The following is a 17,771-nucleotide window of genomic DNA, read 5'->3' as shown; positions in this document are numbered from 1 at the left end:
AAAAACCGACATAAGTAACGAAAAGTAAAGTTGCCCAAAACCGTTCGGCTGACGCTCACGGCGAAGCCTCTTCCCTCTTCCCTGTCCCCTCTTCCCTCTTCCCTGTCCCCTCTTCCCTCTTCCCTGTCCCCTCTTCCCTCTTCCCTCTTCCCTCTTCCCTGTCCCCTCTTCCCTCTTCCCTGTCCCCTCTTCCCTGTCACCTGTCACCTGTCACCTGTCACCTATTCCCTCTTCCCTGTCACCTGTCACCTGTCACCTATTCCCTCGTCATAACGACAATTTTTAACGCCAACCTACTTAGTAGTTACTAATGAATAGTTCTTGGCCTTTTTCCGCTTTTTTTTGTTTATAGTTATTCATGCCATATTGTAGTTCCCATTCAATGATATTTGCCCATTTAAAATTTTCTCTTATTTCTGGACAATCATCATAGGTAATTAACCAATTGTGGGGACATTGTTTTAAGTTTAAAGCAAATCTTTGATGATCAAATCCTGTATGCAAATCTCCTTTTTTACCATATAATTTAGATTTCTCCGCTTGGAAATAGGGAGGATCTAAAAATATGAATACCTCTGCTCCTGGCAGATTAATAATATGGCTATAATCTAAATTTGTAATTTTGATATCTGGTGTTAAGATAGTGGCTAATTTTTCCAGTCTATCTATTGATGAATTGGTAAATCTTTTGTGAAAAGATTCTAAAGAAAATCCTCCTGATTCTATAGTTCCTGAAAATGTAATTCTATTCAGAACAAAAAAGCGCGTTGCTCTTTCTAAATCTGATAATGTGTTAACATCTACACGGGCTAATTTAGCAAAGAGTAATTTTCCGTCTTGGTAATTTTCTTTAACATGACGAACTTCAGCAACCAATTTCGATAAATCAGATTGTACCAAATGCCAAAATCGCCATAATTCCGGGTTTAAATCATTAATTGCAATCTTTAAATCAGGATATTTTTGTTTAAGATAAATAAATACAGAACCACCACCAACAAAAGGTTCTCGCAACTCAGAAAACTTTTGTGGTAAATATTCAGATATTTGCTTGATTGCTTTTGATTTACCACCAGGATAACGGAGAGGACTTTTGATATTCATTGTATTTGAGCCTTGAGAAGTGATAATATAAATTTTGCCTTCTCATATCTACAGCAAAATTACCCATCTTCACAACCTACCATATCAGCTTATGAACCGTTCAACACCCTATCAACCCTTAATATTAAGAATCCTGCATGGTATCAGCGGAACCTTAGTAATTGGTGCAATTATCAGCGGATTTCTAATTTACAACACTTTTGACAAAAGATTTGGATCTATCCCCATTCCTAAAATTAATCCTATTCAGGATATTCACGGCACATTAGCACTATTTTTCTTGATTTTACTACCATTTTTCGCCCTTTATAGTTTTCATGCCGGTAAAAGACGCTTATTACAACCAGACTCTATGCAAAATCTCACTCAAATTGGTAGACCAATTTGGTGGGTAAGTTTGCAACGTTTAGCAAATACTAAAATGTTAATTGCCGCGGTTTTAGCAGTAGTCTCTGGTAGAATGATGCAAGAAGAATGGCTACCTACAGGAGAATTTGATCATATTTGGTATTCTCTTCATTTAATAGCTTGGTTAATCATGATTTGTTGTTTAGCAATTCATGTTTTGATGTCAGCTAAAGTTGGTGGTGTGCCATTATTACTGTCAATAATATCATGGAAATTGCGCCCAGAAGATAGTCCAGGGAATTGGTATGGTCGTTTCCGTGGTTGGTTGGGTAATTTTTCTGATCATATTCAGGAAGAAATTAATCAGTTTATGGGCGGTGGTTTATTATTGAAAATAATTGAGGTGATTGTTTTGTTAGGAATTATTGCCGCGTTTATTTTACCAGTGTTTTTCTCAAGTGAAAAGTAAAGTCTATTTTTATCTAGGTTTTAAATACAGCAGTTATCCGTTTATGAAGTACAGATATTAATAATAAAACTCTTGTGGTGCGGGCATCTTGCCTGCACAAAGTGTACCTCACTCAAAGCTACTTGCTGTAAGTAGATAAACGGAAAAAAACCGACATAAGTAACGAAAAGTAAAATTGCCCAAAACCTCTTCCCTATTCCCTATTCCCTATTCCCTATTCCCTGTTCCCTGTTCCCTGTTCCCTGTTCCCTGACCACACAAGTAAATTCACAGAATCAAACCAGATTCCTATAGCGGTCAAGTAAAGCCTGTGCATATTTGTGGTGTTCTGTCACTAATTTAGGAGGGGATAATACTTGGGCTTTATCCATATAACGATAAACCCAGCGACTAAATTCATTTAAAGACCGACCTGGTAGATCTACAGCATATTCTATATAAGAATATTGCCCATTTTTATCAATAAATCCAGTGGTAATTTTTTGGCGAGGATGACGACGTTCTCCTTCTAAAATAAAATTTGATATGGGAGGATAAAAACGTACTTTTACCTCAATAAATTCGAGGTTTCCTGCTAATTCAGCTTTTTGAGGTTCTGGGTCGCCTAAGTTTAAACCCCAGCCATTTTCTAGTAGTTTATATGCTGTAACTAAACTTGCTCTTTGTTTTTCTAAACCCCGTGGTGGTATTTTGCTGACGGGATGACAATGACTATTAAAACGGTTTACACGCCCCATAACTAAATGTTCATTTTCACAAAGTTCATACAGTAAATACCAAGCAATATCATGATATATTAACTGTAAAGGAAATACCTGAAACCGCCCAATATGATTAGAACCATATAAATCTTTGGTACGAGAAATTTCAACAGCTTGTCCCTGAATAATAGCTTGTTCTAATAATGGTAATTGATGAAATAATGTATCGCGGTTTTCTCCCTGAGTCGCCATTTCTTCGGGGTCAGTATAAATAATAGCCCGATTGAGATGTTGACGAGTCGGATAAAAAAGTTCTCCTTCCAGGGACTTATCTAAACCACGTAATCTTTTACTAAGACTTTCATAAATGCGTCTAGCTTGGGCATCACCCTGATATTGTGCTTGAGATGCTAAAGCGTTAAATGCTACTTTTAATTCTGTTATGGAAAGCGCACCCGTTCCTAAATAATATCCCCAGCGATACATTCGTTGGTCAAGAATAGCATAACGTCTGAGGGTTTCTAAATCTTTGCGGAGGGTGGAAAGGGCTGGATATTCTGGGGGTAATTCTATCTTTAATTCTGCTGCTAACTTTTGCAGATATGCTTTTACAGAACTAATTGCATCATGATTTTCATTGTTACTAGAGTCGAGAAAATCAGGACTACCGACACCGGGATATTTTAATAATGTAGCAATTAACAGCAGCAAACGTTCAAAGGCCAAACGTTCTGTATAGGAATGGGCAGGTTTTTTAGACATGGTAAATCACTGGCAGAAATTTATAGTACATTAATCTCAGTGTAAAAAGAAAATATTTAAACTATTGGTAGAAATTAGCTGTAACTGTTGTGAATATTGCTTTAGGTAAGATAACTATCATAATTTAGTTTATAGTCTTTTTCTAGCTTTTTGCTAATTCTGCGGTTATGGTAATCAACAGGATCTTGAAGTTAGCCTTTTTACACTATGTATATTTCTCGACGTTCTGCTACTTTCAGAAATGTTTCTATATCTACTGTGAATGGTGGTATTACTTTAGTCATTTTGTTAATTGCACCTTTGGGTTTAGCGGCAGTTATTATTAATACTTTATTGGTAACGTTAGCTACTTATATAGTGGCTAGTGCAGCAGATAGAGTAATTTTGTGGTTAGAACCCGAACAAAATGCAGAATTAACATCTTCTGGAACAGGTGAATATCATTCTGCTAAAAAATCTTATTTACAACGTTGGTGGCGTTAATAAAAAATTAAATCATGTCCGCCCAATCACTTACGATATAGTTCATAATTGTATTGCCTTTTCCCAATTACCAATTACCCATTACCAATTACCAATTACCAATTACCAATTACCAATTACCAGCCACAACAAATATGATAAGTGTTCAACCGGACATGATATTAAATCATCATTAAATCATTTTTGATAATTCCATGCAGACCCTTTATGTTTCTGAACAGAATTGTTATGTCTGTTTACAGAAAGAAACTTTATTAGTTAAACAAGGGGATACTGTTTATATAGAAGTACAATTACCCTTGTTAGAACAAATTTTGATTTTTGGTCAATCGCAAATCACAACCCAAGTGATTCGTGCTTGTTTATGGCGTGATATTCCCATTGCTTATTTATCAAGAATGGGTTACTGCTATGGCAGAACTTTACCCATTTCCAGGGGATACCGCCAATTATCCCGTTATCAACAACAATTATCCCCCATAGACAGGTTAATTACTGCTAGAGAACTTGTTAAAGGTAAGTTAAAAAATAGCCGGGTGCTATTAAGAAGACAGCAGAAAAAACGAGAATCAGAACTTATAGAACGGGTTTTAGAAAGTTTAGATTATTTAGCAGCACAAGCGGCCACAGCAGATAATTTAGAACGGTTAATGGGCTTTGAAGGTGCCGGTGCGGCTCAATATTTCTCCGCTTTTGGTGAATGTATTACCAATTCTGATTTTGTGTTTTCTGGTCGTAGTCGTCGCCCTCCAGGAAACCCTGTGAATGCCATGTTAAGTTTTGGGTATCAAGTCCTGTGGAATCATCTTTTAGCATTAATTGAAATTCAAGGACTTGACCCCTATTATGCTTGTTTACATCAAGGAAATGATGGTCATGCGGCCTTGGCTTCTGATTTAATTGAGGAGTTCCGCGCCCCTTTGGTAGACTCCCTGGTAATGTGGTTAATTAATCGCAAAATTATGGATGTCAAGGCTGATTTTGAGTTTAAGAATGGGGGATGTTATTTGAATAATTTGGGTAGGAAAAAGTTTTTACGGGGGTTTTTGCAAAGAATGACGGAGGAAATTAAAACTGATCAGGAAATCAAGCAACCAAAGTGGGATTTATTAACTCAACAAGTCAAAGCTTTTAAACAGTTTGTTTATAATCCCAGTCACCATTATCGAAGTTATCGAATTGATTGATTTTTTCGGATATTTGTGTTATGTTTTTGTATGTGATTTCCTACGATATTCCTGATGATAAACGCCGGAAAAAAATAGCTGATTTATTAGAGGGTTATGGTCAGCGGGTACAGTATTCTGTATTTGAATGTCAGTTAAGTAGGGAAAAGTACAATGATTTCCGTCGTCGGTTAAGGAAGATTGTCAAGTTAGAGGAGGATAATGTCAGGTTTTATCCTTTGTCTCGACATACTCTTTCTCAGGTGGAAACTTGGGGGGTGGGTGTTCCTGTGATTGAGCCTCCGGGTTCGATTATTGTGTAGTTTTTCCGAAGGTCAGGTAAAATGGCTGTAATGTTGATTTTTTCGTTGAGAACTTCGGTCGCTTGCTGGGTAAGGGTTTTGGGGGTTTTTTCCCGCTCTCTGTTAGTGGTTTTACCACTTTTTTTCCTGATCTTTGGAAACTGTCTCTGGACACCTTGCTGGGTAAGGGTTTAAAATTGAGGAGTCCCCACTCGCTGGGGACATTAATTGAATGGAAACTAGAACTGGTATTACTGGACAAGATGCTAAAGCGTGGCTTGCAGTCCCCACTCGCTGGGGACATTAATTGAATGGAAACAAAGATCCATTAAGGATTTTATTCAATTTCTTTTGGATGTCCCCACTCGCTGGGGACATTAATTGAATGGAAACCATCCCACTGAGATCCTTTTAATCCTTTTCTTTGAGTCCCCACTCGCTGGGGACATTAATTGAATGGAAACTGATACTACGTATCTAAATGCCCACAAGAAAAATTGTCCCCACTCGCTGGGGACATTAATTGAATGGAAACTTTAGGGAATTACCCACTGGTTTCAGCAAGAAGTGGTGTCCCCACTCGCTGGGGACATTAATTGAATGGAAACATAATATTAGTTATTCTTTTACCAACAAGTCCTTTTTTACTCTACGTCCCCACTCGCTGGGGACATTAATTGAATGGAAACAGCTTGAGGTGGTGGTATAGACAAATTACGTAATTAAGTCCCCACTCGCTGGGGACATTAATTGAATGGAAACGCGGCTTTCCGGCCACTTCTCTTCTTTTAGCTGTTCTTCCAGTCCCCACTCGCTGGGGACATTAATTGAATGGAAACTGTTAGAAGGCTCTACCAAAGTGTAGGGAGAAAGAGCAAGAAAAAAGTCCCCACTCGCTGGGGACATTAATTGAATGGAAACTTCTTAAGAACTCCAACTGCGTTAAGATGTCATCTTGTCCCCACTCGCTGGGGACATTAATTGAATGGAAACTTGTCAGGGGTTTTTTACTTCCATCAAATTCATTCAGTCCCCACTCGCTGGGGACATTAATTGAATGGAAACGTAAGCAGTTGTATAGTGGTTATTGTAAGTTTTTTGAGAATGTCCCCACTCGCTGGGGACATTAATTGAATGGAAACCCATAGAAGAAAGATCAGGAGTAATCCGGTACTTCTAGTCCCCACTCGCTGGGGACATTAATTGAATGGAAACACTAGTAAATATTTTTACCTCACCAAATGTTCCATGGTGTCCCCACTCGCTGGGGACATTAATTGAATGGAAACTAAAGTTGTCATAAGTTTTGTTTCTCTTGTTTCCTGTCCCCACTCGCTGGGGACATTAATTGAATGGAAACCCGCATTTTTGGAGATTAGAGAGGGTGCAATGAACGAAGGTCCCCACTCGCTGGGGACATTAATTGAATGGAAACTTTAAAGACCTTATCGCTAGAGGGTGTCCACTTAAAGGGTCCCCACTCGCTGGGGACATTAATTGAATGGAAACTTAACGAAAGTTCTTCTGGCAAAGGTTGCAGTTCATAATCACGTCCCCACTCGCTGGGGACATTAATTGAATGGAAACTTTAAAAAATGCACAAATTACTTACACCAACCCTAATGCCGTCCCCACTCGCTGGGGACATTAATTGAATGGAAACATTATATAAAGACCTGAAAGATAATCAAAAGTTAGGGGTCCCCACTCGCTGGGGACATTAATTGAATGGAAACAAAATGATACAGCTACCGAGAATTAACATACTTAATAAGTCCCCACTCGCTGGGGACATTAATTGAATGGAAACCCTCACTGACTGGCCCATATTGATTTTTTAATTGGTCAAAAAGTCCCCACTCGCTGGGGACATTAATTGAATGGAAACTAGCCTAAATGCAAATAGCACCAGCCAGGAGGCTGATTGTCCCCACTCGCTGGGGACATTAATTGAATGGAAACTACTCTATTGTGTCCATTGACCACATAAATTTTGTTGTCTCCAAAGTCCCCACTCGCTGGGGACATTAATTGAATGGAAACAATTCTCCTTGAGACTTCATTGCTGATAGCCTAGCGTCCCCACTCGCTGGGGACATTAATTGAATGGAAACCGCAAACTATTAGAAGCTTGTCGTCTTCGGCGATCGCGCCTAAAAGTCCCCACTCGCTGGGGACATTAATTGAATGGAAATCTGCTGCACAAAGAGACGCTGCGGCTAGACTGCAAAGGTCCCCACTCGCTGGGGACATTAATTGAATGGAAACTTCTTGAAAAAGCGATCGCAGCAATCTTACCCTTTAAACTTGTCCCCACTCGCTGGGGACATTAATTGAATGGAAACTTGAGAAATTCCGCGATCCCAAACTGATGACTGACTTTTACAAGCAACATCCAGAGCATTTTAATTTTGTTTTAGGAGCGATTTTACATGAAAATCAAACTTGAATACTGTCCATTTGGTGACATAGGCAACAAAGAAATAACTTTGGCAAGCGTTGAAGTTGAGACGGAACATAATGATCTTTTTGAGTTCATTAATCCTGTTGTAAAAGTTCAAAGTTACCCAACAGCAAGCAACCAAAAAAACAAGCTGAAAGCCGCCGCAGAAAAAGCAAGTGCCAGAAAAGACATAGAAGAGATGGCTTTAAGGGCTTGGAACAGAGAGATTGAGGTTTCGATTGGATATCAGGGGCATTCTTATTCCCCGAATAATCTAGACCTGTCGCACGCCGTTTATGGATTGCCTTCTTTTAAGGTTTTGAGTATAGAAGGTAATGAAGATTTTCAAAGTAAACTCCCGCGTATTCCGAAAGGATGTGTTTCATGAGCGGGTGTTTTAGTCCCCACTCGCTGGGGACATTAATTGAATGGAAACATTAAAACCTCTACAATTTGATCCACATGACTAATCGAGTCCCCACTCGCTGGGGATATTAATTGAATGGAAACCTGATGATCAAACCCACGTAAGGGCGAACGGCCGTTCGCCCCTACATGGAGATATTAATTGAATGGAAACAACGCCCATCAGCAGTATATATAAATACATAATAAAATATGTACTGATATTTTGAGAATCAGTACATTTTAACTATCAATCAATGTTTGGTAAAGGAAACGCTGTAACTTGATAGCAGCATAAATAAGAACCAATGTCAAAGAAAATAAAATATTTTTAATAAAATCCTCAAAATCAGGAAAAGCGTACAGAGTAAGGGTTAGAGCAAATATTACAAAAATCTTGAGATATTTTAGATTCCTAGACAAACACTGAATCGCGCTCTTATAATTCATCTATAAGCTAAACAGGGGATCTACCGATGACAGCAGAATATTGGCGGGCTAAGATTTGGGGGTTACTACATGACCCTGTATTAAAGGCATTACATGACAATACAGGACGGGGTAAAAATAGCTTCTATAAACAACTAGAGGTAATGAAAGCTTGGGTTGAAATTGGCAAAACCCCCGATGATTCTCGTGGTAAAGCATTAGCAAATATCCTCTTAGCAGATCATGTAGCTTCAGCAAGTGATAGATCCGCCATTGGTGGTACTACGGAATTTATAAACTATGCAGAAGGTAACAACCCTAACAAGGGATTAGAAATTAGACATTTACTATCTGGTGCAAAACAAGATTTTAAAGTTAATTTTCACCAAGAATTAATCAATGGTAAACGTGCAGATTTTTTATCTACAAAAGAAGAGAAATTATTAGAAATACTAGAAACAGCACCACAAAAATTTCAAGACGAAATTGAAGATAATATTCCCAAAATTAAAGAATTATATTGGTGGTTATGGCGTTGTTTACCTAAAGTCACCTGTGATATCTTTGAAGATAATTCATTAATGTTAATGCCAGCAGAAACCAGGATTCCCGATGCTTCTATTTGGAGTCATGTAAGTATGACATCAGCCTTAGCTGGTGGTTTTGCTGGATATGATTTAACATTAGATGAAATTAAAAACTGGCCAAGAGGTAAAGCCGTTTCTCATCCTTATTTAGCAGTATTTAGTTTTAGTCCAGTACAGGAACTAATTAAATCTAGTCGCAAAATGCGGGATTTTTGGGCGGGTTCTTGGTTATTATATTATTTATCAGCTAAAGTTTGTTGGCAACTAGCCAATCAATATGGACCAGATACCTTACTTTATCCTAGTTTATATGAACAACCATTAATTGACCATTGGTTATTACAACAATATCGAGATTTTTCGCCATATATAAACCAACCATCACCAGAATCATTATTAACCGCAGGGTTTCCTAATGTGATAGTATTGGTATTACCAGAAGGTAAAGTACAAGCAGCCATGCAAACAGCCCAACAAACCTTGTTAAAAGAATGGTTAAAAGTGGGGGACTTAGTATTAAAAGAATTGCAAAATGAACGTTATTGGATGAAAGGTTTAGATCCCAATCATACCAGATGGCAAGGTTGGTTAAAATCCCAGTGGCAAACCTACTGGACAGCATTACCCATTGGTAAACCAGAAGAAGAGTTTAAATGTTCTGCTAACAAAAACAAAAATCAAGAATTTGAAAACTGGTCAAAAGCACAAAATGAAACTTACAATTTAATCAACAATAAAAATCAGCTTTTCAAAGACCAAGAAAAAGATTTATTACAAGAATCTTATCAAATTCGTCAACAGATATATAAAAGGGGATTTAGTGCTAATATAGGTTCATGGTGGGGTTATATTTTCGACGCAACCCGCGCTAGTTTAGCAGCAGTTAAAAACGCTAGAAATTGGGAACTTCCCACAGCTTTTGGACCCCGTTCGACAATTTCTGGTATTGGTCCAGTTGTCAGCCCTGGTAATCAAGATCAAGATAAAAAAGACTGGATGACAGAAGGTGAAACCAAACATTTTTGGAAGCATAAAGCAGGGTTTTTTGATGGTAGAGAACAGTTAAATGCTACGGAGGTATTAAAGCGGGGTTTACATAAGGTTTTACCAGAATTATTAGGAGTAGATTTAGAAATCTCCTATCCAGATTTAACCTCTGGAGTTGCAGGATATTTGAAAGTTAATCAAAGTAATCCTGAACATAAACGTAATTTTGAAAAAGCTTGTCAAGCCATAATTGAGAAATACCCTGATATCGAGAATACACTTATAGAAATGAGAGGTAAATGGGGTATTCCTTGGATAGATAAAAAACAGAATCCTAAAAAATACCATCCCCGCTTACTTAATGCAGGTTGGATACTAGAAGATTTACCCAATAGTGAAGCATTAAAAGCAGAATACACCCAAGGAATTAATCAAATTCTCAGTCAATGCTATCCCAACAATAACCCATCAGATTGGTATGTATTAGCAGCAGGTGATGGTGATAGTATGAGTGAATGGTTAAAGGGTTCAAAAATGAAACCCTACCGGGAATATATTCCTGATGGTTTTGAGGAAAAAGTTACATTAACTAACTTTCCAAAGTTTTTAGAAATCCAAAAACGCATGGGACCTAGTACCCACAGTGCATTAAGTCGCGCGTTATTAGATTTTTCTAATCAATTAGTTCCTTATTTGACACAAAGCCGTTATGCAGGTAGATTAATTTATGGTGGTGGTGATGACGTTTTAGCTTATACCAATCTTTGGGAATGGGATAAATGGTTATGGGATATCCGTCAATGTTTTAAAGGTGCAAAAGACCCCCGTGAAGAATTTAGTAATAAGGGTGATTATTGGCAATATTTAAAAGATGATGGTAAAAAAGTTGGTTTAGTTGAGCGTCCATTATTTACAATGGGTAGCACGGCTACAATTAGTTTTGGTATCGTAATTGCCCATCATTCTGTACCCTTAGCAATAGCTTTAGAAAGCCTGTGGGAAGCGGAAGACGCAGCGAAAAAACACGAATATCATCATAGTTGCCTTATACCAACTAAAAAACATGGAGAAAAAGCCTGTTTTAATAAAAAAGACGCTGTACAAGTGCGGGTATTATACAGCAATGGTAATACCTTAAAATCCACTGCTAAATTCGATGTTTTTTCTGAATGGCAGCAATTAATCACAAATGATTTAGAAAGTGCGATATTTGAACAAGCTGCGAGTTTATGGAGTCAACACCCCGCACCGAGTTTAGAAGCTATTGTACCTTGGACAAAGGCATTTTGCGATCGCCGAGATCAATTCCAAAATGATGAAGATGCGAAAACAAAGTTTCAAGAAAAGTTAGCAAACTTTTTAACAGCGTTGTTTATTACTACCGAAACCAAACAACTAGATGATGAAATTCAAAGTTGGTTAAAACTGGCGGCATTTGTCAAACGTAAACGTGATATAGATATAAAAGTAGGAGGTGAGAAATAATGTATTGGTATAAACTCACACCATTAGATATTTTAATGTTAAGAGATGCTAAACCATTTTCACCACAAGAAAGGGCATGGGCTGGTAGTATATTTCCTCCTAATGGTCATACTATAGCTGGTGCATTACGGGGTTTATTAGGAGAAGAGAGATTTAATATAGTTGGTCCATTCCTTTGTTATCAAAACACAGAAAATACCCTATATCTTCCCCGTCCTTTAGGTTTTGCCAAATCTGTACCCCTTGTCCCTTTAACTTGGGAAACAGAATCTTATATCAAGAATGCCTTATGGGATAAAACTCAACCTTGTCCATTAGTTAAAGCTCATAATAAAAAAGATGATGATGAAGATGATAAAGATGATTTGGTTAAAGGCAATGGAGTAGAAACAAAATTCAGACAATATTTACCTTATTGTGTTGTTAAGAAATATTTAAAAACGGGGAAAATAGATAAAAATGATTGGAACATAATTAAAGACAGTCATGAAGATAAACCTTGGGAAGAAGAAACCCGTTCTCATAATAGCATTGAACCGGGAACAAAACAAGTTAAAGATGCCGATGGTTACTTTGTAGAAAAGGCCATTCGTTTACATCAAAATTGGAGTTTTGCCATAGGCATTAATCACGAAATTACAACACCTGCAACAATCAGATTAGGAGGAGAAGGACACAGAGTCATAGTAGAATCTTGTCCAGAATTGGGGAAACAATGGCAAGAATTAAAAACTATTTCAGATGGTAATTTTCAAGCTAATACTAAACAAGCTGATACTAAAGATGATACCAAATCAATAGCTTATTTAGTTACTCCGGGAGTTTTTGAAAGACCACATCATAAATATAATCCTGAACAAAGAGTAAATTTATGTCGTCCTTATCCCTGGGAATGGAAACTTAAAGACGGTAATTTTGTGAGTATGTCCACAGATAAAGCAGTACCAATCAGTTGTAGAATTAGGGGGAAAGAAGACAATACAAAAAGCATTACAAAAAGCATTCCTGCACCCCAGGTTTTTGCTGCACCACCGGGAAGTTTATACTACTTGAATAAACCTCAAGGATTGTTTCAGGATAATGAAAAAGTACACAAGAATGGAACTAATGAAGATAATCGTGTAAACAATTGGCGACAATTGGGTTATTCAGAAATGTTGTGGATTCAATATCAAGGAAAAAGTGAGGAGAAATCTTAATGGAATACATCTATTTATATCTACTTTCACCATTACATACAGGTGGCATAACTCAGGAAGGTAATTTATTAGGAATTGCCCGTGAATCTCATACTAATTTACCTTATATTCCTTCTAGTACAGTCAGGGGTAAAGTACGTTCATTGGCTACAGATAAAGACCTAAAATATCAACTATTTGGCACTGATTTACAAGACGGACAACTAGAACAGGGTGATATTTGGATTGGTGACGCTTCTATATTATGGTTGCCAGTACCATCATTAAGTCATAGTGTAGTATGGATTAGTTGCCCGCTTTTATTACAACGTTGGCAACGTTTACAAGGAGGTAAATTACCCATACCTGTAGAATATAGTTGTAACTTTAATAATAATTCTCCGGTTTATTTAAAGGATGCAATTATCCCAAAAAATCAATTACAACCAGGACAAAATTTACAACAATTTGTACCAAAAGCTGATGCTACGGTTTCTATAAATCGGTTATTGGTTTTACCTGATAAACACTGTGCTACATTAATTCAAATGAGTTTATGGAGACAGGTGAAAATTAAACTCGATGAACATAAATCTGTAAATGGTGGTTTCCGTTATGAGGAAGCAATTCCACCAGATACATTAATGTATTTACCTTGGGGAATTACATCACAAGCTAATGGAAAATCAAAAAAATCAGATCAAGATTTTAAAACCTTATTAGCAGACAATGAAATATTACAAATTGGCGGACAAGAAAGTTTAGGACGGGGTTTTGTGCAACAATGGATAAAATAATGATAAGTTGTTGTGCGTTTAATTTGTATAATTCTAGTTGTATAATTCTAGCGGGCAAGATGCCCGCACCACAAGATTTAGCTATATTAGGATTATAAAATTTGGGTGCGTCACAGCCTAAATCACCTATTTAGTCCACGAAGGTGAACTTTGACTGTGTAGTAGCGATTTCCAATCGCCCTTTTTATGTTTTTTTCAAAGGAGTGATTAAAAATGACATTTGACCCTAGAACCATTGCCACACCAACTTATGACGCTTTAAATAATTTACGCAATTTACACCGTCAAGATGAGAATCGTTTAAAACAACAAAAAGGTCAAGCGGTGGAACTTTATACATACCTTTCTACTTGGGGAATGATGCGATTAAAAGCCGAAGAAATGGCATTATCTGAGAAGACAATGATGGGTAAAAAAGAAGTGGTAGAAAAATTCTTTGAATGTTTGCAAACTATTTCAGGAACACAAAATTTATCTGGTGAACAAGGTTTAACAACACTAAAAAATTTTAACACAGATGAATATTTAGGTATCACAGGTTTGGGATTAGCTTTAGCACAAGAATTTAGTTTTTGGGCTACTGCTGTTTATTGGGATATTAAGGGAGAGTAAAAATCATGGTATTTGAAAAACCTAATCAACCTAAAAAACCTCAACCATCAGCAAAACCAATGCCAAATGTTAATCAACCTAGAAGAGTAATTAATGTTCCTGTGAGTGGTCATGGAGGTGGTGCTGGGGGTAAACATCAACCACCTATACCTTCTCCCTGGTTAAACCCAGAAAATGAACCTCAACCACATCCAGAGGCGAGTTTTGTAGAATATTTGCGTTGGATGCGAACTCCTTGCAGCAGCGCTTCGCTATCACCCAATCATGATTATAAAGACTCCACCAAAGTACAAATATTACAAATGGCCGAACAGGGGTCAAAATATTCCCAGCGATTACAACAACTAACAAAACGTACTGAATTAATAGCCCAAAAAAGTTTTAAAGTCCAATGTCCTTGGAGAATTAGAGTAGGTGGACATAAAGGACCAGAAAGTATTTTATTACCGGCTTTTGATGCTTTGGGTATTCCTTATATTCCCTCTAGCACCCTGCGCGGTGTGGCCAGAACCCAAGCCATCCGGGAAATCATGGCTAAACACAACATTGAATGGCAAGAAGCAGAAAAACAAATTGCCCTCTATTTTGGTTCATTAGAAACTCAAGATCAAGCCAATCAAGCGGGTAAAGTTGTATTCTTAGACGCTTATCCTTTACCAAATCAAAATCAAAATGTATTAGCTGTGGATATGGTTAATAATATTTGGCAATGGGATAATAATTCACCCAATAATACACCTAAATATAGCCCCAATCCTAACCCATTTTTCAGTTTAGAAAAACCCATATTTGTGATTGGGTTACGGTTAGCTAGTAACTGCCAGGATAACGAAATATTAGAAAAAGTCAAACAGTGGTTAATCAAAGGTTTACAAGCTGGTGTAGGTTCTCAAGTTAACACTGGTTATGGTCAATTAAATCCCGCAGGTATAGGTAATCATAAACCTGAAAGTGAATTTTTCCGAGTTGAATTTATTATAGAAGGCCAGTTAATACATGGTAGACAAAAATTAAAAGATATTAAACAGCCTTACCAAAAAGACAGAGATGGTAATTTTAAATTTAGCCAAGGAAAATTAAAACCAGATACCATTCCTAATCCAGAAGTTCGATCTGTTGCCTTTAAATCAATGTTACGTTATTGGTTTAGAACCTTTGCACTAGGAATTTTAGAACCTGGACAAGTGCAAACATGGGAAGCTAAAATATTTGGTGGTATTAACCCTAGTAAACAATATGGCTGGTTAATGGTCAGAGTATTAGAAGGAAAAACTATTAGAGATAATGCTGCAAATAAAAATGATGATTTTGGTGAACAATCAGGAATATTCACATTAAACTATTCACCGGAAATTCCCCAATCTCAAAAACAGAACTTAAAGAAATTAATCAAAAATCTCACCTGGTTAATGTTTCATTTGGGTGGTATTGGTCAAGGTGCAAGAAGACCATTATATTCTCGAAAAGATCGTAATCCTCCCCGTCCTCCTTGGTATCGTGGCTGTAATTTAATTACTGAAAGTGATGATATTTTTTGGACATTACCAAATAATACTAAACAATTTCAAGAATTATTCACAACTAAAATCAGGAATTTTTATGAAGCATTACAAACCTTAGGTGTGAATTTTAATTCTCGACAATTAAGAACTTGTGGAATAGTTAGAAATAACCAATGGACAGAAGCAATAGACGCAAATTGTCGCATCTTTGTATGTTCTGGAGATGAAAAATTCGGTAAATCTTATGCCCTATCAGTTTTACATAGTGATGAACTAAAATTTAATGATAATTATGACGGTAATCTTTGTGGCAAAATTCAAGATAATCAGGTTATTCCTTCCCCTGTATGGATTACAGATTTAGGAAATTACCAAGTAGTAACAGTATTTGGTGCTAATGAAAATCCACGCCGAAGATATTTAGAAAAATTACAAAATAAACTGCAAATCTTCCCATTATGACAACCACAAATAACACAGATAAAGTTAGCACCCTGATCATTACCGTAGGAACTCGACAAATAGGCTGGCGTTGTCAAGATGGTATTATCCGTTCCTTTGGTGCAGATGGTAATATTAGTTATCCTCCACATATCAACGAACTCTATCAAGAACTAGGAATAGAACGGGGTAAACATGAAGACGAAGATGGTAAAACCTATCCTTGGAGTGGTCGAGATTTAGGTAAAAGATATTATGATTACTGTCAAGAATGGTTAGGTGGTGATTTTAGTAATGTGGAATTATTGTTAGATAAAACTGTCATTGCAGGAGGAGTAAAACAAGGCTTAAAACATATTATCCTATGGGGAACAGACCAACCGGAAAGTATTAGTTGGAATTTTCGCAGATTAGATACTTTATGGTTAGCAGAATTAATGAAGGGAAAAATTAAAAGTTTATTTCCTAATATTAGGGTTGATATTCACGCTCCAAAAATTAATGCTGGTAACAGTCATGAAATTCGTGAAGAATTAGAACAACTGGTTTTAAAAGAAGCTATCAATGCTAACGAAAATCAAGAGTTTGTTCTCTGGATTCAAACTAAAGGATGTACCCCTGTAATTGCTTCTAATGTAGAAATTTGTGCAGCCGCTTTAGTACGTCAATATCAAGTATTTAATGCTAGTCCCGATGAACCAAAGGAATTTTTTACTACCTTAGAAAATGGTTTAATTACTGCTAATCATTCCCAGAGTTTTCAACCTATTACTATGAGTGAATATTTCTGGGCGTTAGAAAAAGTAAAAATTAAATCAGCTTGGGAAAGAGGTGATTTTTCAGAAACCCAAATTTGGCTAAAAGTCCATCAAAATCGTCATTCAGTATTATATAAATTAGCTGGTTTTTTAGCACAATATAGTAACTGGGAATCTAATAAATATTTTTACCGAAATCTCAAAGATTGGATAGGTTGTAATGATGTTAGTAAAATAACTGATTCAGAAAAAATCATCAATTGGAAAACTCAACTGCAAAAAATACAAACTGATGATCTTAGCAAACTTTGGGAATCAACAATCATCTTAGAACTTTCTCTAAAACGAGAAAATTACACCACTGCATTTATTCAGTTTGTCCAATTGTTAGAACAGTTATTATATATTCAATCAACAGCCCAAAATTGGACTGCTAAAGGTTGGATAGTAAGTAATCAAGATGAACCAAGTCTAGCAGAATTAATGCAAGGTTGGTGTATTTACAAAAAATTCAAAGAAGATAATAAATGGTCAAAATTGTTAAAGGCTATTAGAACAAAGCGCAACGAAATTATTCATAAAGGGGAATCTATAAATTCAACAAAAATCGGTAATATTTGGGCTAATAATAAATTTTCAGGTGTATATATGCCAACAACTTCAGAAAACATTAAAAAACTGATGACGGATACATTCAAAGAAATCAGCACTCTTCCGAATTTGAATAACTTATTGATGCGTTCTTTGTATCAGTGGGGATTGCAATATTTAGAGGATGCAAATTAACTAGCGATACTTGCGGTAAGCTATGC

At 36.7% G+C, this 17,771-nt stretch carries 13 protein-coding genes and 1 CRISPR repeat array; of the genes, 11 read left to right on the top strand and 2 right to left on the bottom strand.

Going from position 1 to position 17,771, the window contains the following annotated elements; translation table 11 throughout:
- Positions 1 to 297: 297 nt before the first annotated feature.
- A complete protein-coding gene (locus H6F62_RS15105; RefSeq protein WP_190372390.1) occupies positions 298 to 1,104 on the bottom strand; it encodes a DNA adenine methylase in 807 nt (268 codons plus the stop codon).
- Positions 1,105 to 1,195: 91 nt separating this feature from the next.
- Between H6F62_RS15105 and H6F62_RS15100 the strand changes: the two genes are divergently transcribed.
- Complete coding sequence (locus tag H6F62_RS15100; protein WP_190372389.1) at positions 1,196 to 1,921, top strand: cytochrome b/b6 domain-containing protein; 726 nt, start codon at positions 1,196 to 1,198, stop codon at positions 1,919 to 1,921.
- Positions 1,922 to 2,196: 275 nt separating this feature from the next.
- Here H6F62_RS15100 and H6F62_RS15095 read toward each other — a convergent pair whose 3' ends face one another.
- Positions 2,197 to 3,384: a WYL domain-containing protein gene (locus tag H6F62_RS15095; protein ID WP_190372388.1), complete on the bottom strand. Its 1,188-nt coding sequence runs from the start codon at positions 3,382 to 3,384 to the stop codon at positions 2,197 to 2,199.
- A gap of 207 nt (positions 3,385 to 3,591) precedes the next feature.
- Here H6F62_RS15095 and csx18 point away from each other — a divergent pair, with 207 nt between their 5' ends.
- The 10 genes from csx18 (at position 3,592) to H6F62_RS15045 (ending at position 17,745) form a co-directional block, all read left to right on the top strand.
- Positions 3,592 to 3,867, top strand: a complete 276-nt coding sequence (gene csx18, locus H6F62_RS15090; RefSeq protein ID WP_190372387.1) for a CRISPR-associated protein Csx18 — start codon at positions 3,592 to 3,594, stop codon at positions 3,865 to 3,867.
- Between the two features lie 194 nt (positions 3,868 to 4,061).
- Entirely contained in the window at positions 4,062 to 5,054 is a 993-nt protein-coding gene (gene cas1, locus H6F62_RS15085; RefSeq protein ID WP_190372386.1) for a CRISPR-associated endonuclease Cas1, read from the top strand.
- A gap of 20 nt (positions 5,055 to 5,074) precedes the next feature.
- Positions 5,075 to 5,356 carry a CRISPR-associated endonuclease Cas2 gene (gene cas2, locus H6F62_RS15080; protein ID WP_190372385.1) on the top strand — a complete coding sequence of 94 codons (282 nt, stop codon included), beginning with the start codon at positions 5,075 to 5,077 and terminating at the stop codon, positions 5,354 to 5,356.
- A gap of 183 nt (positions 5,357 to 5,539) precedes the next feature.
- Positions 5,540 to 7,680: direct repeats of the CRISPR family, unit length 36 nt; unit sequence GTCCCCACTCGCTGGGGACATTAATTGAATGGAAAC.
- Positions 7,681 to 7,767: 87 nt separating this feature from the next.
- On the top strand, positions 7,768 to 8,166 hold the full coding sequence (locus tag H6F62_RS15075) for a hypothetical protein (protein WP_190372384.1): 399 nt from the start codon (positions 7,768 to 7,770) through the stop codon (positions 8,164 to 8,166).
- Between the two features lie 493 nt (positions 8,167 to 8,659).
- Positions 8,660 to 11,671: a type III-B CRISPR-associated protein Cas10/Cmr2 gene (gene cas10, locus H6F62_RS15070; protein ID WP_190372383.1), complete on the top strand. Its 3,012-nt coding sequence runs from the start codon at positions 8,660 to 8,662 to the stop codon at positions 11,669 to 11,671.
- Entirely contained in the window at positions 11,671 to 12,870 is a 1,200-nt protein-coding gene (locus tag H6F62_RS15065) for a type III-B CRISPR module-associated Cmr3 family protein (protein ID WP_190372382.1), read from the top strand. Before cas10 ends, H6F62_RS15065 begins: the two co-directional genes overlap by 1 nt.
- Positions 12,870 to 13,646 carry a type III-B CRISPR module RAMP protein Cmr4 gene (cmr4, locus tag H6F62_RS15060; RefSeq protein ID WP_190372381.1) on the top strand — a complete coding sequence of 259 codons (777 nt, stop codon included), beginning with the start codon at positions 12,870 to 12,872 and terminating at the stop codon, positions 13,644 to 13,646. The genes H6F62_RS15065 and cmr4 overlap by 1 nt, the downstream gene beginning before the upstream one ends.
- A 213-nt stretch (positions 13,647 to 13,859) precedes the next feature.
- Positions 13,860 to 14,258, top strand: coding sequence for a hypothetical protein (locus tag H6F62_RS15055; RefSeq protein WP_190372380.1), 399 nt, complete (start codon positions 13,860 to 13,862; stop codon positions 14,256 to 14,258).
- A gap of 5 nt (positions 14,259 to 14,263) precedes the next feature.
- On the top strand, positions 14,264 to 16,222 hold the full coding sequence (gene cmr6 / locus H6F62_RS15050) for a type III-B CRISPR module RAMP protein Cmr6 (protein WP_190372379.1): 1,959 nt from the start codon (positions 14,264 to 14,266) through the stop codon (positions 16,220 to 16,222).
- Positions 16,219 to 17,745: a hypothetical protein gene (locus tag H6F62_RS15045; protein ID WP_190372378.1), complete on the top strand. Its 1,527-nt coding sequence runs from the start codon at positions 16,219 to 16,221 to the stop codon at positions 17,743 to 17,745. Before cmr6 ends, H6F62_RS15045 begins: the two co-directional genes overlap by 4 nt.
- Positions 17,746 to 17,771 lie beyond the last annotated feature (26 nt).

Origin of the sequence: Anabaena sp. FACHB-1391 (genome assembly GCF_014696755.1) — a bacterium.
In the GTDB taxonomy this organism is placed as follows: Bacteria; Cyanobacteriota; Cyanobacteriia; order Cyanobacteriales; family Nostocaceae; genus Dolichospermum; species Dolichospermum planctonicum.
This window is presented reverse-complemented; position numbering and strand designations above follow the sequence as displayed.